General features: G+C 38.3%; 19 protein-coding genes and 4 pseudogenes. 7 read left to right on the forward strand and 16 right to left on the reverse strand.

All coding sequences use genetic code 11. The annotated features are described in order from the left end of the window. Positions 1-180: 180 nt before the first annotated feature. Entirely contained in the window at positions 181-1,842 is a 1,662-nt protein-coding gene (locus tag BTN50_RS06855; protein ID WP_096619573.1) for a DUF342 domain-containing protein, read from the forward strand. 100 nt (positions 1,843-1,942) lie between these two features. Here BTN50_RS06855 and BTN50_RS06860 read toward each other — a convergent pair. After that, positions 1,943-2,810, reverse strand: a pseudogene (locus BTN50_RS06860) (IS5 family transposase); the annotation flags it as partial. Between the two features lie 273 nt (positions 2,811-3,083). On the opposite strand from BTN50_RS06860, the gene BTN50_RS06865 reads away from it, so the two are divergent. From BTN50_RS06865 to BTN50_RS06890, 6 genes are read left to right on the forward strand one after another with little or no spacing between them, the layout of a single operon-like run. Then, a complete protein-coding gene (locus BTN50_RS06865) occupies positions 3,084-4,484 on the forward strand; it encodes an HlyD family type I secretion periplasmic adaptor subunit (protein WP_096619574.1) in 1,401 nt (466 codons plus the stop codon). Between the two features lie 50 nt (positions 4,485-4,534). Continuing rightward, the gene (locus BTN50_RS06870) at positions 4,535-5,854 is read left to right on the forward strand and encodes a TolC family outer membrane protein (protein WP_096619575.1); all 1,320 of its coding nucleotides are present in this window, start codon (positions 4,535-4,537) and stop codon (positions 5,852-5,854) included. Positions 5,855-5,857: 3 nt separating this feature from the next. Beyond that, a complete protein-coding gene (locus BTN50_RS06875) occupies positions 5,858-6,448 on the forward strand; it encodes an OmpA family protein (RefSeq protein ID WP_096619576.1) in 591 nt (196 codons plus the stop codon). Between the two features lie 16 nt (positions 6,449-6,464). Beyond that, a complete protein-coding gene (locus BTN50_RS06880) occupies positions 6,465-7,133 on the forward strand; it encodes a transglutaminase-like cysteine peptidase (RefSeq protein WP_096619577.1) in 669 nt (222 codons plus the stop codon). A 6-nt stretch (positions 7,134-7,139) separates the two neighbouring features. Next, positions 7,140-9,071: a bifunctional diguanylate cyclase/phosphodiesterase gene (locus BTN50_RS06885; protein WP_096619578.1), complete on the forward strand. Its 1,932-nt coding sequence runs from the start codon at positions 7,140-7,142 to the stop codon at positions 9,069-9,071. Then, positions 9,064-11,184: a type I secretion system permease/ATPase gene (locus BTN50_RS06890; RefSeq protein WP_096619579.1), complete on the forward strand. Its 2,121-nt coding sequence runs from the start codon at positions 9,064-9,066 to the stop codon at positions 11,182-11,184. The genes BTN50_RS06885 and BTN50_RS06890 overlap by 8 nt, the downstream gene beginning before the upstream one ends. A 184-nt stretch (positions 11,185-11,368) precedes the next feature. Here the strand turns inward: BTN50_RS06890 and BTN50_RS06895 are convergent. The 15 genes and pseudogenes from BTN50_RS06895 to BTN50_RS06950 form a co-directional block, all read right to left on the reverse strand. Beyond that, a pseudogene (locus tag BTN50_RS06895) lies at positions 11,369-11,678 on the reverse strand (transposase); the annotation flags it as partial. A 176-nt stretch (positions 11,679-11,854) separates the two neighbouring features. Further along, positions 11,855-12,379 (reverse strand): conjugal transfer protein TraG N-terminal domain-containing protein, encoded by a 525-nt coding sequence (locus BTN50_RS06900; protein WP_096619581.1) that lies wholly within the window; start codon positions 12,377-12,379, stop codon positions 11,855-11,857. After that, entirely contained in the window at positions 12,363-12,542 is a 180-nt protein-coding gene (locus tag BTN50_RS06905; RefSeq protein WP_096619582.1) for a hypothetical protein, read from the reverse strand. The genes BTN50_RS06900 and BTN50_RS06905 overlap by 17 nt, the downstream gene beginning before the upstream one ends. A gap of 42 nt (positions 12,543-12,584) precedes the next feature. Further along, a complete protein-coding gene (locus BTN50_RS06910; protein ID WP_096619583.1) occupies positions 12,585-13,145 on the reverse strand; it encodes a conjugal transfer protein TraG N-terminal domain-containing protein in 561 nt (186 codons plus the stop codon). Positions 13,146-13,191: 46 nt separating this feature from the next. Continuing rightward, positions 13,192-13,326: a hypothetical protein gene (locus BTN50_RS11820; RefSeq protein WP_256386990.1), complete on the reverse strand. Its 135-nt coding sequence runs from the start codon at positions 13,324-13,326 to the stop codon at positions 13,192-13,194. Between the two features lie 72 nt (positions 13,327-13,398). Next, positions 13,399-14,283: pseudogene (locus BTN50_RS11390) on the reverse strand (conjugal transfer protein TraH). Next, positions 14,228-14,533, reverse strand: coding sequence for a conjugal transfer protein TraH (locus BTN50_RS11395; RefSeq protein ID WP_223823293.1), 306 nt, complete (start codon positions 14,531-14,533; stop codon positions 14,228-14,230). Before BTN50_RS11395 ends, BTN50_RS11390 begins: the two are co-directional and overlap by 56 nt. Further along, entirely contained in the window at positions 14,530-14,799 is a 270-nt protein-coding gene (locus BTN50_RS06920) for a hypothetical protein (RefSeq protein WP_096619584.1), read from the reverse strand. Before BTN50_RS06920 ends, BTN50_RS11395 begins: the two co-directional genes overlap by 4 nt. Before the next feature lie 215 nt (positions 14,800-15,014). Next, a complete protein-coding gene (locus tag BTN50_RS06925) occupies positions 15,015-15,521 on the reverse strand; it encodes a hypothetical protein (protein WP_096619585.1) in 507 nt (168 codons plus the stop codon). A 427-nt stretch (positions 15,522-15,948) separates the two neighbouring features. Next, positions 15,949-16,515: a hypothetical protein gene (locus BTN50_RS11400; RefSeq protein WP_223823292.1), complete on the reverse strand. Its 567-nt coding sequence runs from the start codon at positions 16,513-16,515 to the stop codon at positions 15,949-15,951. 90 nt (positions 16,516-16,605) lie between these two features. Beyond that, positions 16,606-16,872, reverse strand: coding sequence for a radical SAM protein (locus tag BTN50_RS11405; RefSeq protein ID WP_223823291.1), 267 nt, complete (start codon positions 16,870-16,872; stop codon positions 16,606-16,608). Positions 16,873-16,912: 40 nt separating this feature from the next. Next, complete coding sequence (locus BTN50_RS12420; RefSeq protein WP_223823297.1) at positions 16,913-17,161, reverse strand: hypothetical protein; 249 nt, start codon at positions 17,159-17,161, stop codon at positions 16,913-16,915. Between the two features lie 214 nt (positions 17,162-17,375). Beyond that, on the reverse strand, positions 17,376-17,675 hold the full coding sequence (gene speD, locus BTN50_RS06940) for an S-adenosylmethionine decarboxylase (RefSeq protein WP_096619587.1): 300 nt from the start codon (positions 17,673-17,675) through the stop codon (positions 17,376-17,378). Positions 17,676-18,194: 519 nt separating this feature from the next. Continuing rightward, positions 18,195-18,599 (reverse strand): annotated as a pseudogene (locus tag BTN50_RS06945) (DDE-type integrase/transposase/recombinase); the annotation flags it as partial. A 179-nt stretch (positions 18,600-18,778) separates the two neighbouring features. Then, positions 18,779-19,744, reverse strand: coding sequence for a ParB N-terminal domain-containing protein (locus tag BTN50_RS06950; protein ID WP_096619588.1), 966 nt, complete (start codon positions 19,742-19,744; stop codon positions 18,779-18,781). Positions 19,745-19,747: the final 3 nt, after the last annotated feature.

Here is a 19,747-nt window from a genome sequence, read left to right on the forward strand (position 1 = left end):
AATTAATTGAATACATAATTAATTTACATGATGAAGATAATTGTATTGAGTTCATCGTTAAGGATTTCATGCGATCATCTTTAATTTAGTGTGAGTTCGCGACACGAGAAGCTATATATATATGTAGAATATAAATGTGATATTAGCTCACATTGTTAATGTTTTTATTTAGGGGATTACATGCTGCAATATCTTTTGCGGTTGTCCAATGATGGTCGACGAGTTTATATTACCATCATACAAAAGATAAATGATGGCTCCACCCAAATTGAAAAGAAGCATATTATCGACTGGTTGATTGACAATAAAGTTGCTAATTTTTTTCGTTTTGAAGAGACCATTGAAACAGTGATTTCTAGAATCAATTCTTCTACTGGTGGAGAGCATAGAGAACCTGAAGATGTCATAGTTGCTGTGCGTCGTGATGCAACGGTCAGCGCACGTTTCGGTGAAAAAAAAATGACGGCATTTCTGCGGGTTAACGGGGCATGTGGTGGTAACCCAATAAAAAAGGACGATCTTCTCGGTGCTTTGAAACAAGCTCAAATTATTCGTGGTGTCAAAAAACAAATATTGCAAAAACTACTCACAGCATCTTCTCATCTTCAACCAGGAAAATATCTCGAAGCCCCCATCGCAGCTGGCAAGTTGCCGGTTGCAGGTGATGACTCTAAGCTCACTTATCTTGTACAAGACAGTAAATCGCGTATTTTACGTCCTCAAAAAAGAGAAAATGGAACGGTAGATATGCGTGATTTGGGACAAATGATTACAGTTCAGGAAGGTCAGCCGCTGGCTAAACGCACCCCTCCAACAAAAGGGATCGATGGATTTCGAGTGGACGGTAAAGTATTAGCAACTACAGCAGGCAAAGACACTCCTTTGCGTCTTTTTTCTGGCAGTGAATTTAGCAGCAGCGATGAAAATGTAATTATTTCAACGACGGCTGGTATGCCTATACTTCATCCCGAAGGAGTAGAAGTTGATAATGCATTGTGTATGAAATCTGTAACAGTAGCTACGGGACATGTCAATTTTAAAGGTAGCGTCGTGATTAATGGCGATGTCAATGCAGGGATGCGTGTTCAGGCTTCAGGTTCTATTACCGTAGGGGGTGTTGTTGAAACAGCATTGCTTGAAGCGGGCGGAGACATTATCATTCACAATGGAATCTTAGGTAAACAGGCTCATCCAGAACAGAACGTCACTACACGTATGAAAGCAAAAGGAGCAATGATAGCGAAATTTGCTCAGTATGCGCATATAGAAGCTGAGGGCGACATCATTATTAGCCAGCATGCCATGCACTGTAGCACTCGTACGGATAGCAACTTACTGATTTGCGATCAAACTCGTCGCAGCGGAACTCTAACCGGGGGAACCCATGTTGCTCGTGGTGATGTTAAAGTTGTGACATTAGGTGCTACATCGGGTGTTGTTACTCGCATACATGCATTTACTGGATTAAGTGAATTGCTCTTGAATACCGATCAAATGACGAAAGAGTTGGTGAATGAACATGATCAAATTATAAAGATCAAAGATGCTGAATTGAAGTTGTTACAACAACCTGCAAATAAGCGCTTAGATGCATTAACAGAGCGATTAGCTTGGACTAAAATATATCATTTTGAACGTATCATGGAATTGAAAGCGAAGCTAGATACAACTTCAGTGCAATTAAAAACCGTGTATAGGAGCCATACAATTGATGTATTCAAGCACTGTTTTCCAGGGGTATATTGTCAGATTGGTGGTTCAGCATTATCGATTACCAATGAATTGGGTGCTTGTCGTCTTGTGACTAATGGTAAAGAAGTGATGGCTGAACCATTAACTTAGTTTTAATGAGTTATAAACAAAATTTTACAGTGTAAATTGGTTTGTTTCCTAGTTTAAGTTTAGGTAGTAAATCCCAATATGATTTATTATTAGACAATAGCTTCGTTTTAGCCATACCTAGCTTATTCCATGCTTTTATCATGGCATAAGTTTCGTTAATTTGAGCGTTGTGATCCCTTAGGTTTAATGTCCCTTTAAGTAATTTTTGACTCGAACCATTGCCGCCTCTAATAGGCAGTGTTGGTAACCATATCTCGTTTTGTATGCTAACTTGAACCTCATAGCTTTTGGTGATTGGCCGCTAAATTATATAGATAATTCTGTTTTTAAAAATTAATTTTTTTTGGAAGATGATTGGAATGGTTCGTTTAACACGAACGGTATCGTAAGTACCATCGGCTGATATTTCATTGATTCTTCGACGGATCTGCTTGAATAAGCTAGGTAGTACTTCACTGTTAGTCACGTTTGATGCACTTAACTCAGCAGAAATAACGTTATGCGTATTTATATCTACCGTTAAATGTAACTTGTGCCAGACTCACCGTTGCCCATCAGCACTATACTTTGTTATTTTAATTTTCTTCTCCGTAGACTTTGAGCTCCGTAGAACCAATGGTTAAGTGCTATATGCTTCCTGTATTCTTCGTCTTAAACGTGACGTTAACCCTTTTGGATCGCTTGCTAATGCATGAATAGTAAGGGCATGACAATAGCAGTTAAAAAAAATTTAAAAACAGACTTAATGAATCCTTACAGACCTATAAATGGCGTTGAAAATACATGTTTAACTATAAAAACTATCGTCATGACTACGTCGTTAAATGCATGAGGTCTCCCATGATTCCCCCGGCTTAGCTTAATTCCATAGCTAAATAACTTCTTCATCAATCCAGAATATTAGTGAGCCACTATTGATTAATAGCTTGGTTATGTTGCTCCCAGTTAGTTGTTTTTTTAGCGAATATTTTTCATAGACCTGAATATTTAAGTGCATCTAACTGTTGAAAGCGTAGATTAATAATGAAGTTTCCGGATTTAAAAAAGAAAGTTACGGCAATACATGAACTAATTAACCTATGCCCACCTTAGAACCTAAGATTATATTTATTTTCAATATTCTTATTACTAAGATCAATGAGATAGAACATCGATTTTAAATTACTTCTGATTAGTGATAATTGAATAGATAAACTACGCTTAAAACAAAGTGTAATAAAGGCTGTATAGTTGGCAGGATAATGAAAAAAAATGATAAGTCACTTTTCCCACTGCCAGCCAGTGAGCATATGGATTATATCGATGATAAAACTGCAGCATTGTTGTTATCGACACCTAAAAGTGCTCGCATATTATTATGGATCATTATTCTCTTCGTCACTATCAGTATGATATGGGCATCTTATGCGGAATTAGATCAAGTCACGATTGGGCAAGGGAAAGTGATCCCGTCATCCCATCTTCAGATCGTTCAAAACCTTGAAGGCGGCCTCGTGAAAGAGTTGTTGATACAAGAAGGCGACAGTGTTTATAAGGGACAACAGTTATTGTTAATTGATGATACCATGTTTCGTTCAGACTTCCGTGAAAGAGTTCAGGAACTCACTAGTTTGAAAGGTAGTTCAGTTACACTGAAAGCACTAATTAACTCGGTGGTAGTTAATCTCGAGCTAGATCTGAAGGATTGGAAGCAAAGTGTTACTTTATTTCGAGCGAATCTGATTATCCCACCTGATTTTATTGATAATCACCAAACTATTGTCTCGCGCCAGCGCTCAGAGTACAAAGAAAAGCTTAATAATTTACATAACCAGCTTGCAGTAACATCTCAGCAAGTTCACCAAAAGGAACAAGAAGTTATTGAAATTATGGCGCGCATACAAAATTTCAGCAAAAGCTATCAGTATGCACTGGAGGAATTTACGATAACTAAGCCACTTGCTGACGAAGGAGTAGTATCTCAAATCGATTTACTCAAACTTCAACGCCAGGTCAATGATACAAAACGCGAACTCTCTTCTGCCGAACTTTCTCTTCCTTCACTGGCTTCTTCTCTTCAAGAGGCAGTGTTCAAGCATATTGATATTGCTTTGAAGTTTCGTGCCGAACAACAAGAGCGTCTCAAGGATGTCGAAGATAAACTGCTCTCTATGACAGAAACACGCGTGACACTCGAAGATCGAGTTGCACGTACCGTCGTATTAAGTCCGGTTAATGGCTCAATCAAAAAACTACACGTCAACACCGTTGGCGGCGTTATTCAACCAGGTATGGATTTGGTTGAAATAGTGCCCAGCGAGGATAATTTATTGATTGAAGCTAAAATTGCGCCACAAGATATTGCATTTCTCCATCCAGGGCTCGAAGCAATTATCAAATTCAGTGCTTACGACTTTACGGTATATGGTGGCCTAAAGGGGATTCTTGAAACCATCAGTGCTGATACTATTCAAGATGAAGAAGGCAACAGCTTTTACCTCGTAAAAATAAGAACAGAATCAAATAATCTAGGAGATGGAAAAAAACTTCCTATTATTCCTGGCATGACGGCATCTGCTGACATTATTACTGGGAAGCGTAGCGTACTAGATTACTTACTAAAACCAATATTACAAGTACAAAAATCAGCATTACGCGAATAAAAAAATAATTTTAAAAAATATTGTACAACCCCATTGATGGGAGAAGTCTTTTGAACTGGAAAAAACTTATTTTCCTCACCTCCATTAGTGCATCTGCCACACCTGTTTGGGCTTTTTCAGTAGAACAGGCTGTAGCAACCACTATTGCAACAAACCCCGAACTAAAAAGTGCATTTAATGACTTTATGGGCGTTCGTGAAGACATTAGCACTGCACAAGCTAGTTACCTTCCTGACGTCAACTTCGATGCAGGTTATGGTTATGAATACACTAATAATAACACCATTCGGACTAGTGGACAAAAAAATTTAAATCGTAAAGACGCCAATTTGCGCTTAACGCAACTACTTTGGGATAAATCTACACTCAATAATATTGAGCGCACAGAGTACGAAGCAGAAGCTCAGCGCTTTCAACTGCTTTCCGATGCACAAAATAAAACTCTGCGCGTGACGGATGTTTATATTGCTGTGTTGAAAACGAAACAATTACTTTCTTTGTCCGAAGCTAATATTGCAGTGCATAACACAATTTTATCCCACATAACGCGTCGAACAGAATCAGGAATTGGGTCTACAGCTGATCTTTCTCAAATTGAAGCACGCGTGGCGCATGCCATTACGAGTATGTTGGCCGCACGTAGCAACCATGAAGATGCAAACTCTGAATTTTATCGCGTTGTTGGCGTAACACTTGACCATGCGGTAGATCCAAAAGTTGACGCATTAGCACTTCCACAAACGCGTCATTCCGCTTTAAAAACCGCTATAAAGCTAAACCCCGTCATCAAGCTTGCCATCCTTGATATTCAAGCAGCTCGTGCACAATATCGTCAAAATAAAGGCCTTCTTTACCCTAAACTCACATTTGAAGCCAACCAATCTTGGAGAAATGATGCGAATGGTATTGAAGAACAAACAGATGAATTTAGTGTAATGTTACGGTTTCATATAAACCTCTACAATGGTGGTAGTGATCTATCGAATATCCGTCACAGCGCATACCAAATCAATAAATCGAAAAATATTTTTGATAATGCTACTCGACTGCTTGAAGAAAGCACCTATCTCGCGTGGAACGCATACCAGCTTACGGAACAACAAAAAATTTACTTGGCAGAACACGTTAATGCTGCGTCTGAGACTGTTATTGCCTATGAAAAACAATTCCATATTGGTCGTCGTACATTGCTCGATTTACTCAACACTGAAAATGAGCTATTCGAAGCGCGACGAGCGTATTTAGATGCCCATTATGCGAATATTACCGCAAAATATCGCGTGTTAAATAGCACTGGGACGCTTTTAAATGCACTTCGTGTGAACGTACCCCAAGAATGGCTCGAATCTATACTATATCGTGAGGATTAAAGAATGAAACATATCTTGTTACTAGGTTTCTTCATTTCAACAGGAGGATGCACCCTTTCTGCTGAGCTTCCTGCACTTACCGAACAACATCACAATTTGTTGGACAATGATAATGATGGCGTCATCGATGCACGTGATCTTTGTGACGACACAGTAACAACCGCAATGATCGATAATGACGGGTGCCCAATATATCTTTTAATTAAAAGTGATAACTCTCTCAGAATTCAATTTGCAAATGACTCGGCAATTGTGGCCCATGCTTATAGTGAAGAGCTGGATAAAATAGCTGAATTCCTGAAGCTTTATCCTGAAACATCTCTTGAACTGCAAGGACATACAAGCTCTCCTGGATCTAAGGACTACAATAATGACTTATCTGTTCAACGCGCTTATGCAGTCAAAGCGCAAATAGAACATAGAGGTATAAATGCCGATCGCTTTTCTATTATAGGCTTAGGTGAAGACGACTTAATGCTTGAAGACACAACAGAAACACTACAACTGGTGAATAGGCGGGTTATCGGTCATGTGAAAGGATTTAAAGGAAATATTAAAAAAGCCTGGACCATTTTTACTCGACGAAAACAATAATAACTGAGAGTACCTAATGCAAAAAAAGGCAACACTTTTTTTACTGTTCCTGTTGCCATCAATCATGATATTAGCGCTCACTGACACTGATATTAAATGGATAAATAAAATTGCTGCATTTTATGGGGAGAGAGCAGGCATGAGAATGATGGCTTGGCGAAGTATGGTTATTAATGCTAGTCATCTTTCTGAAGTAGAAAAACTCACAACTGTGAATAATTTTTTCAACCAACTGCATTTCGTCAATGATATTAACCTTTGGGGTAAAGAAGATTATTGGGCTACGCCACTCGAGTTTTTGGGTAGCGCAGCTGGTGATTGTGAAGACTTCAGTATATCGAAATATTTCACTTTAAGAGAACTCGGTATTAATGATAAAAAATTACGTTTAATTTACGTGAAGGCAATAAAACTAAATCAGTTCCATATGGTTGTTGGATATTACCCTACAGCCTCATCTGAACCCGTCCTGCTCGATAATCTCAACCCTACAATCAAATTAGCATCAAAACAACGTAATTTACTACCTATATACAGTTTCAATGGTAGCAGGCTTTGGCTTATGAAAGAACGTGGTAAAGGTGAATTGGCTGGAAAAGCATCACGTCTAGGATTGTGGAATGATCTGAGAGCGCGAATAGGCAGAGTAAAGCTGAAAAGACCACTGAAAAACTATGATGAGTAAATATCAATGACTTTATACCAACAACTATTTACATGGATGTTAGCAATTTTTTTTCTGTTGATTATTGCAGTAATGGGTATTGAATTGAATACAACACGTAATTTCCTGCTAACTCAGCAAACCGCTGAGATAAATAACACAATTAACTCAATGGGTCTTGCAATGGCGCCCTATTTAGAATCAGATGACAAGGTAGCTACTGAATCTGTCATTAATGCACTGTTTGATGGAGGGTTTTATCAAGAAGTTCGATTAAAAATGTTGTCAGATGGTAGCGAAATTATTCGCCAGTATCCTGTGACCATCCAAGGTGTGCCTAATTGGTATATTGGGCTCGATTTATTCCCTTTGATCACAGAACAGCGAACTTTTACTAGTGGCTGGCTCCAACTTGCCGAGCTGGAGGTCATTTCCCATCCTGGTTATGCTTACAAAGAAATGTGGAATGCGACCATTCAACTAAGTGTTTGGATTGGTGTTTTGTTTGCCATAGCCATTCTAACGATTGGCATTCAACTGAGCCGTTCACTGAGTCCTCTTGCATTAATTACTAACCGTGTAAAAGAAATAGCACATAATCAGTTCGGCGACCCCATTCCTTTACCTCCAACAACAGAACTAAAAACCGTTGTTAGTGCAATTAATCAGATGAGTAATCAGCTAGAAAACTATTTCAAGCAACAAGCACGAGAAGCTGAACGTCTTCGTGAATATGCGTACCGAGATACCGTGTCTGGGCTGGGAAATCGAAGCTTTTTTTTGGGTCAACTAAAATCTTGGCTTATTGAATCTGCCATTGGTGGCTTTGTCATAGCTAAAGTAGATTTGATAACCGACACCTATCATTACCAAGGTTTTGAGCAAGGTGACAGTATGGTCACAAAGTTTGCCAAGAAACTGAACACTACTATTGCAGATGCCGACTACACTGCATCACGCATTTCTAAAGATGAATTTGTAATACTAGCGCCAAACTGCAGCAATGATGATATGCGTATAATAGGGGAACACTTGCTTGATATTGTTACTGATATGCAACAGGAGCCAATGGATATCAGTCCTCCCAAAGTAGCTATTGGTTTAGTGGCGAATGATGCAAAAAATCGCGATACCAGTGTGCTCCTTGCTCAAGCCGATAATGCCCTTACCCAAGCCCGCAATGAACCTAATCATCCAATATCAATGGCTGATCAAACAACACATGATGCGTCGATGGGTAAACAACAGTGGAAATCACTTATTATTGATTCAATTGCTCACGATTGGTTCGTATTTAAACTTCAATCTGCATCAACCAGTGATAAACATGTTATTCACCAAGAAGTGTTTTCAGCCATTGAGCGTGGAGGTTATTACTACGGAGCTTCACACTTTCTTGGCGCTGTAGAACAGCTAATGCTTGGAGGATCATTTGACCGTTATGTTGTTAGTCACATGATTGAACGCCTAACAGATGAAGAATCACTCGGCCCTATCGCTATTAATTTGACACAAACTAGTGTAATTGATGCATCTTTTATTCGCTGGCTAACAACCATGATGCAGGAACACAGAAATCTAGCGGATCGTTTACTTTTAGAGATCCCAGAAAGTGTTTTTGTTCGTTATCCGGATCACATCAGTTTACTTACAGAACAAACCCACCGTTTTAATTTTGGCTTTGGTGTTGATAACTATGGCCGTCACTTCCAAGCTTTGGATTACTTGAATAAATTCAAACCGTCATACGTTAAAATAGATTTTGCATATACCACTAATCTTGACAATGAAGCACAAAATCATGTATTAGCCGCAATATGCCGTACGGCACACAACTTAAATATCACCACCATTGCCACACGCGTAGAAACTGAAACACAAATAAACAAACTGTCTGAACTTTTTGTTAATGGTTTTCAAGGATTCATCTTCGACGAAAAAGTAGAATATCATGGTTAAAGATCCATTATTACAATCTCTGGTTTACGTAAGCCGATATTTCGGTCAGGCGAACTCACCCGATGCATTAGTATCAGGGCTACCTATTTCGGATGGCTACCTGTCTCCGTTTCTTTTCCCAAGAGCGGCAGAACGAGCAGGAATCATAGCCAAAGAAGCAAGAATAATTCTCACTGATCTTTCTTCTCTTTTGTGCCCTTGTGTATTACTACAAAAAGGAAACAATGCATGTATTCTGCTCAGCATTAATCAACAAAATAGCGAAGCTGAGATAGTCACACCGCAAATTAATACCACACCAATAGTGGTCAAAATTGACGATCTGAATGAAGAGTACCTCGGACGGGCCTTTCTATTCAAGAAACAGATCAGGTATGACGAACGTTCACCTGAGATGTCAAAGGAGAGAAATGGACACTGGTTTTGGAACACATTATGGGAGTCACGATTAATATACCGTGATGTGTTATTGGCGTCCATTTTTATTAATGCCTTCGCTATTGCAACCCCTCTCTTTTCACGTATTGTTTATGATAAGATTATTCCCAACTTGGCTTTTGACTCATTATGGGTATTGGCCAGCGGAATTTTTATTATATTTATTTTTGACTTCATTTTAAAGTTACTACGCAGTTATTTCATTGATATTTCTGGTAAAAAATCTGATTTGCTCATTTCTTCACGCATTTTTCAAAAAGTCATGGGGATACGAATGGAAGCAAAACCACCTTCAGTTGGGGCGTTTGCACGACACATGCAAGAGTTTGAATCTATCCGTGATTTTTTCACTTCAGCATCAGTATCCGCCTTAATTGATTTACCATTTGCATTCTTCTTCCTATTCATTATTTGGATTGTTGCAGGGCCTCTGGTACTAGTACCCATCATTGCTGTGTTATTTTTAGCAATACATGCTATGCTCATTCAGAAACCTCTACGCCATACTATCAAAGAAGAATCTCGTCTTGCCTCTCAAAAGAACGCTAACTTAATTGAAAGTTTGGCAGGTCTAGAAACTATTAAACTTTTAGGTGCAGAAAACCAGTTTCAATATCGCTGGGAAGAAGCAGTTGCTCACATGGCAAACTGGGGGATTAAGACCCGCCGTTTAACAGACTCAGTTCAAAATGCAGCAAGCTTTATTCAGCAATTTGTATTAATTGCCATGATAGTCTTTGGTGTTTACCTAATTGCTGACGAGGACCTCACTATGGGTGGCTTGATTGCAGCCTCAATGCTAAGTTCTCGGGCTGTCGGACCCATGATACAGCTATCATTGCTTTCCACTCGTTATAATCAAGCAAAATCTGCGATGACCATTATCAACCAATTAATGCATATGCCTTCGGAGCAAGAGAATAATCGTTGCTACATCCACCGTCCGATTATTTGCGGAAAAATTGAATTCGATCGTGTAAATTTTCACTATCCAAATACAGGTGTATCCGCGTTAAGAGATGTTTCCTTTACCATTCGTCCAGGAGAAAAAGTAGCTATTATCGGACGAATAGGTTCAGGAAAGACAACCTTAAGTCGTCTATTAATGGGCTTATATCAAACTATAGAAGGTTCTGTGCGTATAGATGCAACAGACATCACTCAGATTCATAATATTGATATACGCCGTAATATAGGCTGTGTCTCGCAGGAGCCGACACTTTTCTTTGGTTCAATTCGCGATAACATTACCTTAGGTCGCCCCTTAGCTGATGATAAAGATATTCTAGATGCCGCAAATCGATCTGGTGTCACAACGTTTACACAGAGAGATCCCTCAGGATTAGAACGGCAAGTCGGTGAAGGAGGAAATCAGTTGTCAGGTGGTCAACGTCAAGCTATCGCAATTGCACGAGCGATGCTAGGACGTCCCCCAGTTTTACTACTAGATGAGCCAACTAGTACAATGGATAACTGCTCGGAGCAATACATTAAGCAGCAGCTTGCTTCTCTGAAACGTGACGAGACGTTAATCCTCAATACCCACAAAACAGGTATGCTAGATGTGGTAGATCGCATCATCGTGATAGAGCAAGGCAGCATTGTGGCCGATGGACCTAAAGCTTCTGTTTTACAGGCACTCAAAGAAGGTAAGATCCTAAAAGGTGTTAATTGATTATTGCTCATAGACACCACCCATGTCAATTTGCGTTTAAATGGCTGAAAACAACAAAGCACTGCTAAGGTACTTTGTTATGCCATGCGCCACCAGCTTTGTTGCTTGATTCAAGTACAGATAAAATTGTTTAATCATATTGAAATTTTTTTATTTTCACCTGAATGAGACAACAAAACTCCGCAGCATCAACGTCTAAGTGCTGGACGGTTCCTTTAGTCTTCATTTTGAATATGATGTTAACTGTTTTGGCCGGTTTATTGATGGATGAATAGTGAGAGCATGACAATAGCAGCTGAAAAAACTTAAAAACAAAATTAATGAATCTTCTCAGACCTCTCAATGGCATTGAGAATACACGTTTAACTATGAAAATTATCGTAATGGCTACGTCGTTAAATACATGAGGTCCCTCATGATTACCCCCGCTTAGTTTGATTTCATAGCTGAATGGTTTCTTCATCAATTCAAAACATTAGTGAGCCACAATTAATTAAAGCTTGATCGTTTCATTCATACCGCTAAAAAACTCCTCTGAGGAACATTGAGCTTAAGAGATCATAATACTTAGGTTAACGAAACCTGCATCATGATAAAAAGCGTTAAATAAGTTAGAGTTCGTTGAGTATTACCTACTCCATCGCCAGTGATCACGCCTCCACGTATATCACTAGGCGTTGAATTTGATTGAAACGCACTTTCTGTTTCGTATCTGACATTCTCCCAGAAGCAGATTTCCGGTTGTAGCTTCATCCGCGGCTTTAAACACAGGGGTGTCATAACTCTGCATCAGTCGCCCTGCAAGCCCGGCCATCATTGCACCAGACTGTGAAACCATCATCCAGGCAATCATTGGGATACTTAAACTGAGGTATCCAGCAATCGCTGCATAATCACTCAATACATGCCCTAATCCAGTGTTTGTCATCACACTAAGACCGATAGGAAAACTAGAACCGGCTTGAACAACTGCTGCTGACGCTGCGTTTTGTCCGTAATAACTCATAGTAAAATGTAGAACAGCATATAAAGGTGGCCACATATTTATCCAAAAAAGCACTTTTATATACCCCATTAGAACTTTGCCAGCGACTGGAAGCATGGCCAACAACATTACAATAGGAAATATTACGTAAATAAAAGCCTCAAAAATATTCCTCATAATGGAAAGCATACGCTTAGCTAGTTTTCCCATTACTGTAAAGGTTGTCCGGCGCTCTTGCTAACGCAAAATCCTGTGCTGCTGCTGCATCAGCTTCACTGGCAAAATTGGTTAATCCGCGTTTTAAACTATTTGCCAAAACATTTTGTCCGATAATCCTGGCATTGTTCAAATCGTTTATCAGTTGGTTATTCATTCCTGTTCGACAACCAATTATGCTTTTGCTACCGGAAGAATCCTAATATGTAAACGATCGAGTTTGAGATGTGTTGGAGCCAAGAAAACCCATAAGATTATTTAATGAGATTAATTGGTCCCAAGAGTACAAACCCAACGATAAATCGTAATACACACAACTCTTCCAGAACTCTGCATAATTAGAAGATATTCTAGGCGTTGTAATTTCGAACCGAGTAGACTCTTCAACTAAGTTACTTGCAAAAAGTAACCCATTACCAGAATATTTTACTTCGTTTGGTAAAAAAACTCTCTCAAACGATCTTGTTAACCAATCACCCACTTTGCTAAACGCCGTCGATGTCAGACCCAGACGAAGTGGAACATTTCCTACTACAGCGGAATTCGCAGGAACAACCCTATCAGTGATAATGACATTGACTTTAGGGACAATCAAAATCATTACAGTCATAATGATCCCAACAACCCATTTCACATCTAACTGCCCCTTTTGGAAAGCAACATAAATAAGAACTCCAATGAAACCGATAAGGGCGGCGCTTTGTAACGCCGCTTTGTAATCGCTATTCCCAAATATTTGTGCAATACCGGTGAAAATCATTCTAAGAAAATCACCACCGCCACAAGAGTAAATTTTTCCACATGAATTATTGTCCCCATATAGTACTGGTGATCATACCGCTACCCAATCGGCTCATTGAGGCTTTTTCGTAAAGCTGTATTCTCTGTTGCATCGTAAAATACTGCTCAACATTAAACTCATTTTTTTTTATGCAACTCACTTAAGCCTCAGAGAACACTGTCAAGATCCTCACGAAAATCTTTTATTCGCTTAGCTTCAGACATACCGCCTTTCAGTACAGCACTTTGTTGTTTAACTTTTTCGATAATTGCATAAGAGAACGCAACAAAATATCCTGAGTAATCAATTTCGTATACTCATTTGTTAATCTCGAAACGTCCGAACCACGAGGAAAGTATGCTGCTGTAATTGCAAGGTAACAGTAAAGCGGAATTTTTGTTGAAGAGATCAAACCTTTCTCTTCATTGGAAAGAGAAATGTCTGTATATATTTTATCAATGATGCTAGCCATCATCGTCTCTATACGAGAATAAAGTCAAATCCAGGGTGAGGATATTGTTTGTAGAGATCCAGTGATTCCCGTGCATGAGTTAGGATTCGATGACGTTCCACCACTGCAACGATAAACTTGAAGGTTATTTGTTGCCTTATTACCCAAGAGTAATGCGGTGTAAATATTCTTAAACTGTTCTTTCTGCACATCTCCAACAATCGCTGGTTTAATGATTTGAATCTTACTAGCAGCGTCATCAGAGCTACCGGCATCAGAAATAATCACGGTGCCAGTAAGGTTCATTATCACCTCAGCAAACTCAGTATCAGATTTGAAAAAAGGGTCTTGCATCAACACATACCAAGCAAGGTTTCCTTTTACGAAGTCGATTTTGTTTGCATCTCTTTCAGACGCTTCAGTTGGTTTTATCGAACCACCAGTTGTACAAGCGTAATTTGCTGTACTCCAGTCTTCTCCGAAATCTTGCATTTGTTTTACGGTACAGTTACCTTCTTTAGCTCCAAAGAAGTCCATCGTGCCACCCACTAAAGTAGTAGCAGCCTGGCATGAATCCATATTCATCTAATTCAGCTTTGACGCCCAGGTATTAATATCTTCCATAACTCCTGAAAGCTGAGGTGATACAATTTGGATCGCAAGCATAAATGCCAATGATTGGGCGTTTTACCCTATTGCACGTAAGTTTTCGACAAACTGCTTTGCATCGATGGCAGACAAGCCCCCCTGCAAAGAAATCAATACCTCCACATCCAGCGCTAAATTTAAGTGTTTGTGCATTGATGAAATTGAAAGGTTGCGTAATAGGTGCCCTGGTAGACATTTCCCAAAGAGTTGCATACCGCGCAGACTGCCCCTCGTAGACACCCGGATTAGTAACAGTGGCATAGTTCATATTCGAGAGCCAACTATATCACTGTTCCAATAATTAGGTAATTGCCCAGCATCCATTACTCGAAGCAAAACAGGTACTGGCTGACTCTTTAATTGACCACCTGTTGGGGCATCCATACCTGATAGCAAAATAGCAGCAGCAAACGAACCAGTTGGTAAATAGTGAAAAACATTTTTAGATTTCACTCCTTCCCCTTTGTTATCTGGCTTATGAGAAAGGCTGATTACTTGAATAGTGCTAATGGGCTGACCATTCTGGTTAGTCACCTAGCCATTTATCCCAAGTTGTTCAAGCTTCGCTCTATATAGTTCCAAACTTTTAGGGTGTGTAATTTCTTCATAAAGATTACTGTAAATATATTCATCGTCCTCCTGGCCAGCGTCTTCAATCACCATGAAGAAACCGCCTAATGGTCTGTCATAACCCATTAAAACCGTTGTATCTTTACCTTGGTATTCTCTTTTAAAGTAACGCCTCGAAATTATTTTTCCTCCGGTTTTGGTTTTGGCTGCGTTTTCTTATTACCACTTCGTAATACTTGCTTTTTCTCAGAAGATAAGGCATCTGTCAGCTGAGCTTTGAGATCATCAATCTGTGTCTTGTACTCACCCTTCAAAGCCAACAATCCCGTCATTTTAACTTTAGCAACTTCAGCTTGTTCAACCACTTTAGTTTTTTCACTTTCAATCTTCTCTTTTACTTTCTGTATAGCAGCCAAAGAGTCAGTAAGCTGTGCACACTCAGCCTTCGAGTCATTCCGGGCTTCAGTCATAGCCATTAACTCTTTACCTAACGCCTCCACCTCAGCCGTCAGTTGGTCATTCATCTGTGATAACTCTGTTTGTTCCTGGCGTAATACATTAATTATTGAGTGATTGTTTGATATAAAATCAAACATGAAATTGAAAGATTTTGCTATTTCTAAAAAATGAACTTTAGATTTTATTTTTTCCGTTGAAAAAATCGCTACAAAATATCGCTTTATCAATAATTAACTCAAGGTCTTTGTGTGTTATAGATAGAGATATTTTTTATTAATTTCACGTTAGTGATCAGCTAAATTAATCTTCATCTCATGTGAGGGATTAAATTGTGGAATTAGGTCAATAAAATCACTTTTATTGTATTTACAAATTACAAGCTTAACGAAATTTGATTTAACTTCATCTCTAAATATTAAGCTAAACAACATTCTTTGTTGAAATTTTTTTATGGAAGTCTTATCGTCTTCAGACGAAAACATTTCCAATGGTATATCTAGCCTAGATTTAGTACAAAGAGATTTGTTCTTTAGTAGATCGCGAGAAAGTTCATAATCAAAACATATCTAAGATTTTTTTATTTTTGACTAAAATACTGTATAATTTGAGGTAGTGAGATTTATATAATCATCCCTTTCCTGTCGTAATAATTCATTATTCATAAACTAACTCATCCATAACAATGCTTTTTCCAGGTTTATCTAGTTCACTATAAATAAATTTACTTATATGATTTTTTTCAGATTGTGGCATTAAGTAGTACATTATATTTGTATACCAATCCCAGACTTCTTTTGTTAATTTGTATTTGGCTGGTGTTTCTTCTATTAAACCGCAATCAATCAATGATTTAAATTTAGAAGTAAACTCTGGTGGTAGATACTCATAGTTAGCTAAGCATTTTTCAACTTCACCGTGATATGGCAGCCTAAGGAGTAAAGGTTTCACCATATCCATAATGTCGGAGTGCTTGGAGATAGAAAAAGGAATTATTTCATTATCAATGGCTTTGATATAGGCTTCACGGCCTGATGTGTTAGTGACTACATGGTTTCTTATAGATGAGACGGCATTAACACCAAATCCAATCAGATCTCTATCCGAATAACTGTAAACATGCTCATGATAAACAAAACTATAGCTGTCTGATACAACAGAACTACAAGGCTTTTCTCTGAAATAGCCATGACCGTTATGAGGCATCAAGTCATGTTTTTTCATGTAACTGTCCACAAAAAGTCTCATATTATGTTTATCAATAGCTTTTGTTATTGGATAACCTTTTCGTGAAATTAATTTATGTAATTTTGCTTATGTCATGACATTATCTATTGGATAAATATCAATGTTTGAAGTATTGAGTGAGATTACTTGTTCCAAATCAATTTCCATTTCTTCGATCGATTGGCCATTCATTCCGTACAATATGTCAAATGACACGTAATCAAAATTATCGTTGAGAATCTTACTTGCTGATTTAATCTGTTCAATAGAAGCGGTTAAATTAAAGTTGTTTCGCCATTCTTGGTTAAATGTTTGTAGTCCAAACCTAGGGTGTGTTACTCCTATCTCCTTCATAGCTTGGACCTTATCTAAAGTTAAGCTCTTTACTTCTATTTCAAATAGAAAACTCTTTTATCTTGGATAAATCAAAATGTTTTTTTATAATTTTACTAACTCTTTTAATTTGTTCCGGTAAAAGCAACGACGGTGTACCACCACCAAAAAATATAGATTCAATAGGAATTTTATTTAGCTTTATTAAATGAGACTTAATTTCAATTTCTTTTATTATTGCTGAAACATATCGGTCAATGTCACTATGATTCTTATATAAACCCTTAGTGAATGGACAAAATAAACATATAGTTTCACAAAAAGGAAAATGAAAGTATGCACTCTACTTGATATCCATTTATTAGAGTTTGATAGTACATCTGATAACAACGAATTATCTATATTAATCTGGCTAGGGAAGAAGAAATTATAAACTGGAAACTGGTACTTGAATTTTAGTTTTTTAACGGTCTTAGTTCTAGTTCCATTTAAACCTCGTACAACTCTTGAAATGTTTATGTTTTCTATTGGATACAAATGCTTTTTATACTTTTAAAATCAGATGTGGAAGGCTCTTTTCCGCAAGTGTATAGGTTAATACTTATATAACCATTCTCTGGATAAGTATGATAGGACAAATGAGATTCAGAAAGAAGAAATACACCTCCTCCACCTCCTTCAAATTTTTTATCTAGAAAGCCAACAACTGTAAAACTAGAATTATCAAGTATCTTATTAAATAATTTTTTAAGTGTTGCATCATCATTTAATTTTTTACTTTTGGTCTCTATATTAATTAAAAATGGATACCCTCTACTGTCCATGATTACTTCCTATTATAAAACAAAAAAGCTGGATATAAGCCAGCCTTTTTGATGGTAGTTAATTACCAAGGAACACAATTAAAATCAAAATCATCTTCGTTTGGCTTGGTGAACATTTTTTTTGCACTTTCCATAATATTTTCCTTTTGAGAGTTATCCTCAGTCGTTAGGGAAAGTCCACACTAATATGCATTTTATTTTTATTCAACAGAGAATTATGGTTTATGTGAATCATTTTTCAAATGTTATAAATATTAAAAATATCAGAAATATTAATAAGTAATAGTTAATAATTGAGTTTAAGAAATTGAGCAACGGCCAGTTATCGAGTAAGCTTGATTCCCTTAACATTTCAAAATGTCATTTTTTGGGATAGGAAAGTGTAAGTGTTGGCCCATAAGCTTGTGTCTAAAATTTAGCTGACTAAATGGCACTGTACTTGTTATTGCTCGCAATCATAAACCGGGGCTGTTGCAACTAATTATAGGATGCAGATCTACCCAGTAATGGGCTTAACGATTACTGATAAATCACCTCAACATTGAATAGACGATTCATGAAGGCGGATCTCTCCCGAACAAGAGTTTTACCCTCATCATGACGTAACCAGAAATCAAACTGGCCTTTGTTCAACATTCGCAGTGATTGGAATCCCTCGATGGTTGACTAGGCTCGCTTTCGCATTTTAAAACCGCCGGAGCTGACAACGAGCTTCTTGATGGAGACGTGATCGGACTCGATACCATTATTGAGATACTTCACTTGCCGTTGCTCGACATCCGCTCGTAGCCGTCCCTCCTTCTTCAGGCGCGAGATAGCATGAGCATACGAGGAATGCTTGCCTGTGTTCAAGGTCTTAGGCTGAGTGTCTACATCATAGTATCTTAGGCACCGTTTCCAGAACTGATAAGCCGTGTTTTTATCATAGCTAGGCATGCTTAAAACGAAAGTAACTGTCTAATCATGAATCATGCTGGCATTAACTATCTGAACTCGAATTTGGAAACAAAATGACACGTTCATTGAACATGAATATTACCGTTAAGTTATAATTAATTCATTTAAAGTATGATCAATTGTGCGATTCTGTATTTCATAATAAGTCAAGCAAGACGAGAATGAATAAAATCTAAGATAACTTGCGCATCTTCCTCATTCATCTTCTTCAGCTTAAGAAAGAATGTATTGCCTTTACGATGGTAACTTGCTCTACCTTTGATCAAATCAATGGCTTGTGCATTTTTTTTAACAGACGGATTTAGTAATTCATGCCATTCTTCAATGATGATGGTCACCTCACGTGTAATGCGGCTCACGCCATGAGCATCCACAGTTCTCCAAAGCGGTGTTTCACTCAGCTTTTGTAACAACTGCCCTTGTTCTGTATCAGTCAATGCAAAGAACAAGCGGTGTAGTTTCACGATAGTTGGTCGGCCCAGTTCCACTACACTTGGGTAGGCTTGTAAAATAAGAAGCGGTAATGAAGCAGCTTTTAACGCGCCACTAACTAAAGCCTCACTGCACATACACACTTTTGCTAGTTCTTTTTGGTCAACTACATCACCGTTATTTAGCATGGTCTGCATTTCTTTACCACGTTCGAACAAGGACAAGGGTTTATGCGCATTAGCGACATTAGACAAAAATGTTGCATGCTTGCTATTAATGCCTTTGGCGACATAAATGAGAAAATCTTGACTCGCTAAAATACATGACATGCGTCGACGACTACCATCGAGCACTTCTATTTTATCGTCATCCAGCCACCGTCCCACCGCTGGATATTGTTGACCCCGATCTTGGAGTGTGCTGAGAATATCAGAGAGTGCCAGTTCATTAAGAAATGACTGCTCTCGAGCATTTTTGACAAACACCGACGTACGAGACGCAATATTTGCTGAAGGAATGCGAATAAGTTGAAACTCAACGGTGGTTTCACCAGCCACGGACAATGCAATCACTGTTGCTTTATCTGATACGGCTTTTTGCGCTTCTTGTACTGTTTTTACGCGTCGTTTATCTGCTTTACCAAACAAACGCGCATTCAATTCGGAGGTTTTAATCACCATGTA

The organism is Candidatus Enterovibrio altilux, assembly GCF_002381345.1.
Taxonomy (GTDB): Bacteria; Pseudomonadota; Gammaproteobacteria; order Enterobacterales; family Vibrionaceae; genus Enterovibrio; species Enterovibrio altilux.

Bases quoted from the DNA above. Each gene is read 5' to 3' on its own strand.
- BTN50_RS06880 (WP_096619577.1), top strand. From the start codon at position 6,465: ATGCAAAAAAAGGCAACACTTTTTTTACTGTTCCTGTTGCCATCAATC.
- BTN50_RS06900 (WP_096619581.1), bottom strand. From the start codon at position 12,379: ATGGGAAAACTAGCTAAGCGTATGCTTTCCATTATGAGGAATATTTTT.
- BTN50_RS11400 (WP_223823292.1), bottom strand. From the start codon at position 16,515: ATGAAAAAACATGACTTGATGCCTCATAACGGTCATGGCTATTTCAGA.
- BTN50_RS06890 (WP_096619579.1), top strand. From the start codon at position 9,064: ATGGTTAAAGATCCATTATTACAATCTCTGGTTTACGTAAGCCGATAT.
- BTN50_RS06875 (WP_096619576.1), top strand. From the start codon at position 5,858: ATGAAACATATCTTGTTACTAGGTTTCTTCATTTCAACAGGAGGATGC.
- BTN50_RS06950 (WP_096619588.1), bottom strand. From the start codon at position 19,744: ATGGTGATTAAAACCTCCGAATTGAATGCGCGTTTGTTTGGTAAAGCA.
- BTN50_RS06855 (WP_096619573.1), top strand. From the start codon at position 181: ATGCTGCAATATCTTTTGCGGTTGTCCAATGATGGTCGACGAGTTTAT.
- BTN50_RS06910 (WP_096619583.1), bottom strand. From the start codon at position 13,145: ATGATTTTCACCGGTATTGCACAAATATTTGGGAATAGCGATTACAAA.
- BTN50_RS06865 (WP_096619574.1), top strand. From the start codon at position 3,084: ATGAAAAAAAATGATAAGTCACTTTTCCCACTGCCAGCCAGTGAGCAT.
- speD (WP_096619587.1), bottom strand. From the start codon at position 17,675: ATGGACAGTAGAGGGTATCCATTTTTAATTAATATAGAGACCAAAAGT.
- BTN50_RS11395 (WP_223823293.1), bottom strand. From the start codon at position 14,533: ATGAACTATGCCACTGTTACTAATCCGGGTGTCTACGAGGGGCAGTCT.
- BTN50_RS06885 (WP_096619578.1), top strand. From the start codon at position 7,140: ATGACTTTATACCAACAACTATTTACATGGATGTTAGCAATTTTTTTT.
- BTN50_RS06905 (WP_096619582.1), bottom strand. From the start codon at position 12,542: ATGAATAACCAACTGATAAACGATTTGAACAATGCCAGGATTATCGGA.
- BTN50_RS11405 (WP_223823291.1), bottom strand. From the start codon at position 16,872: ATGAAGGAGATAGGAGTAACACACCCTAGGTTTGGACTACAAACATTT.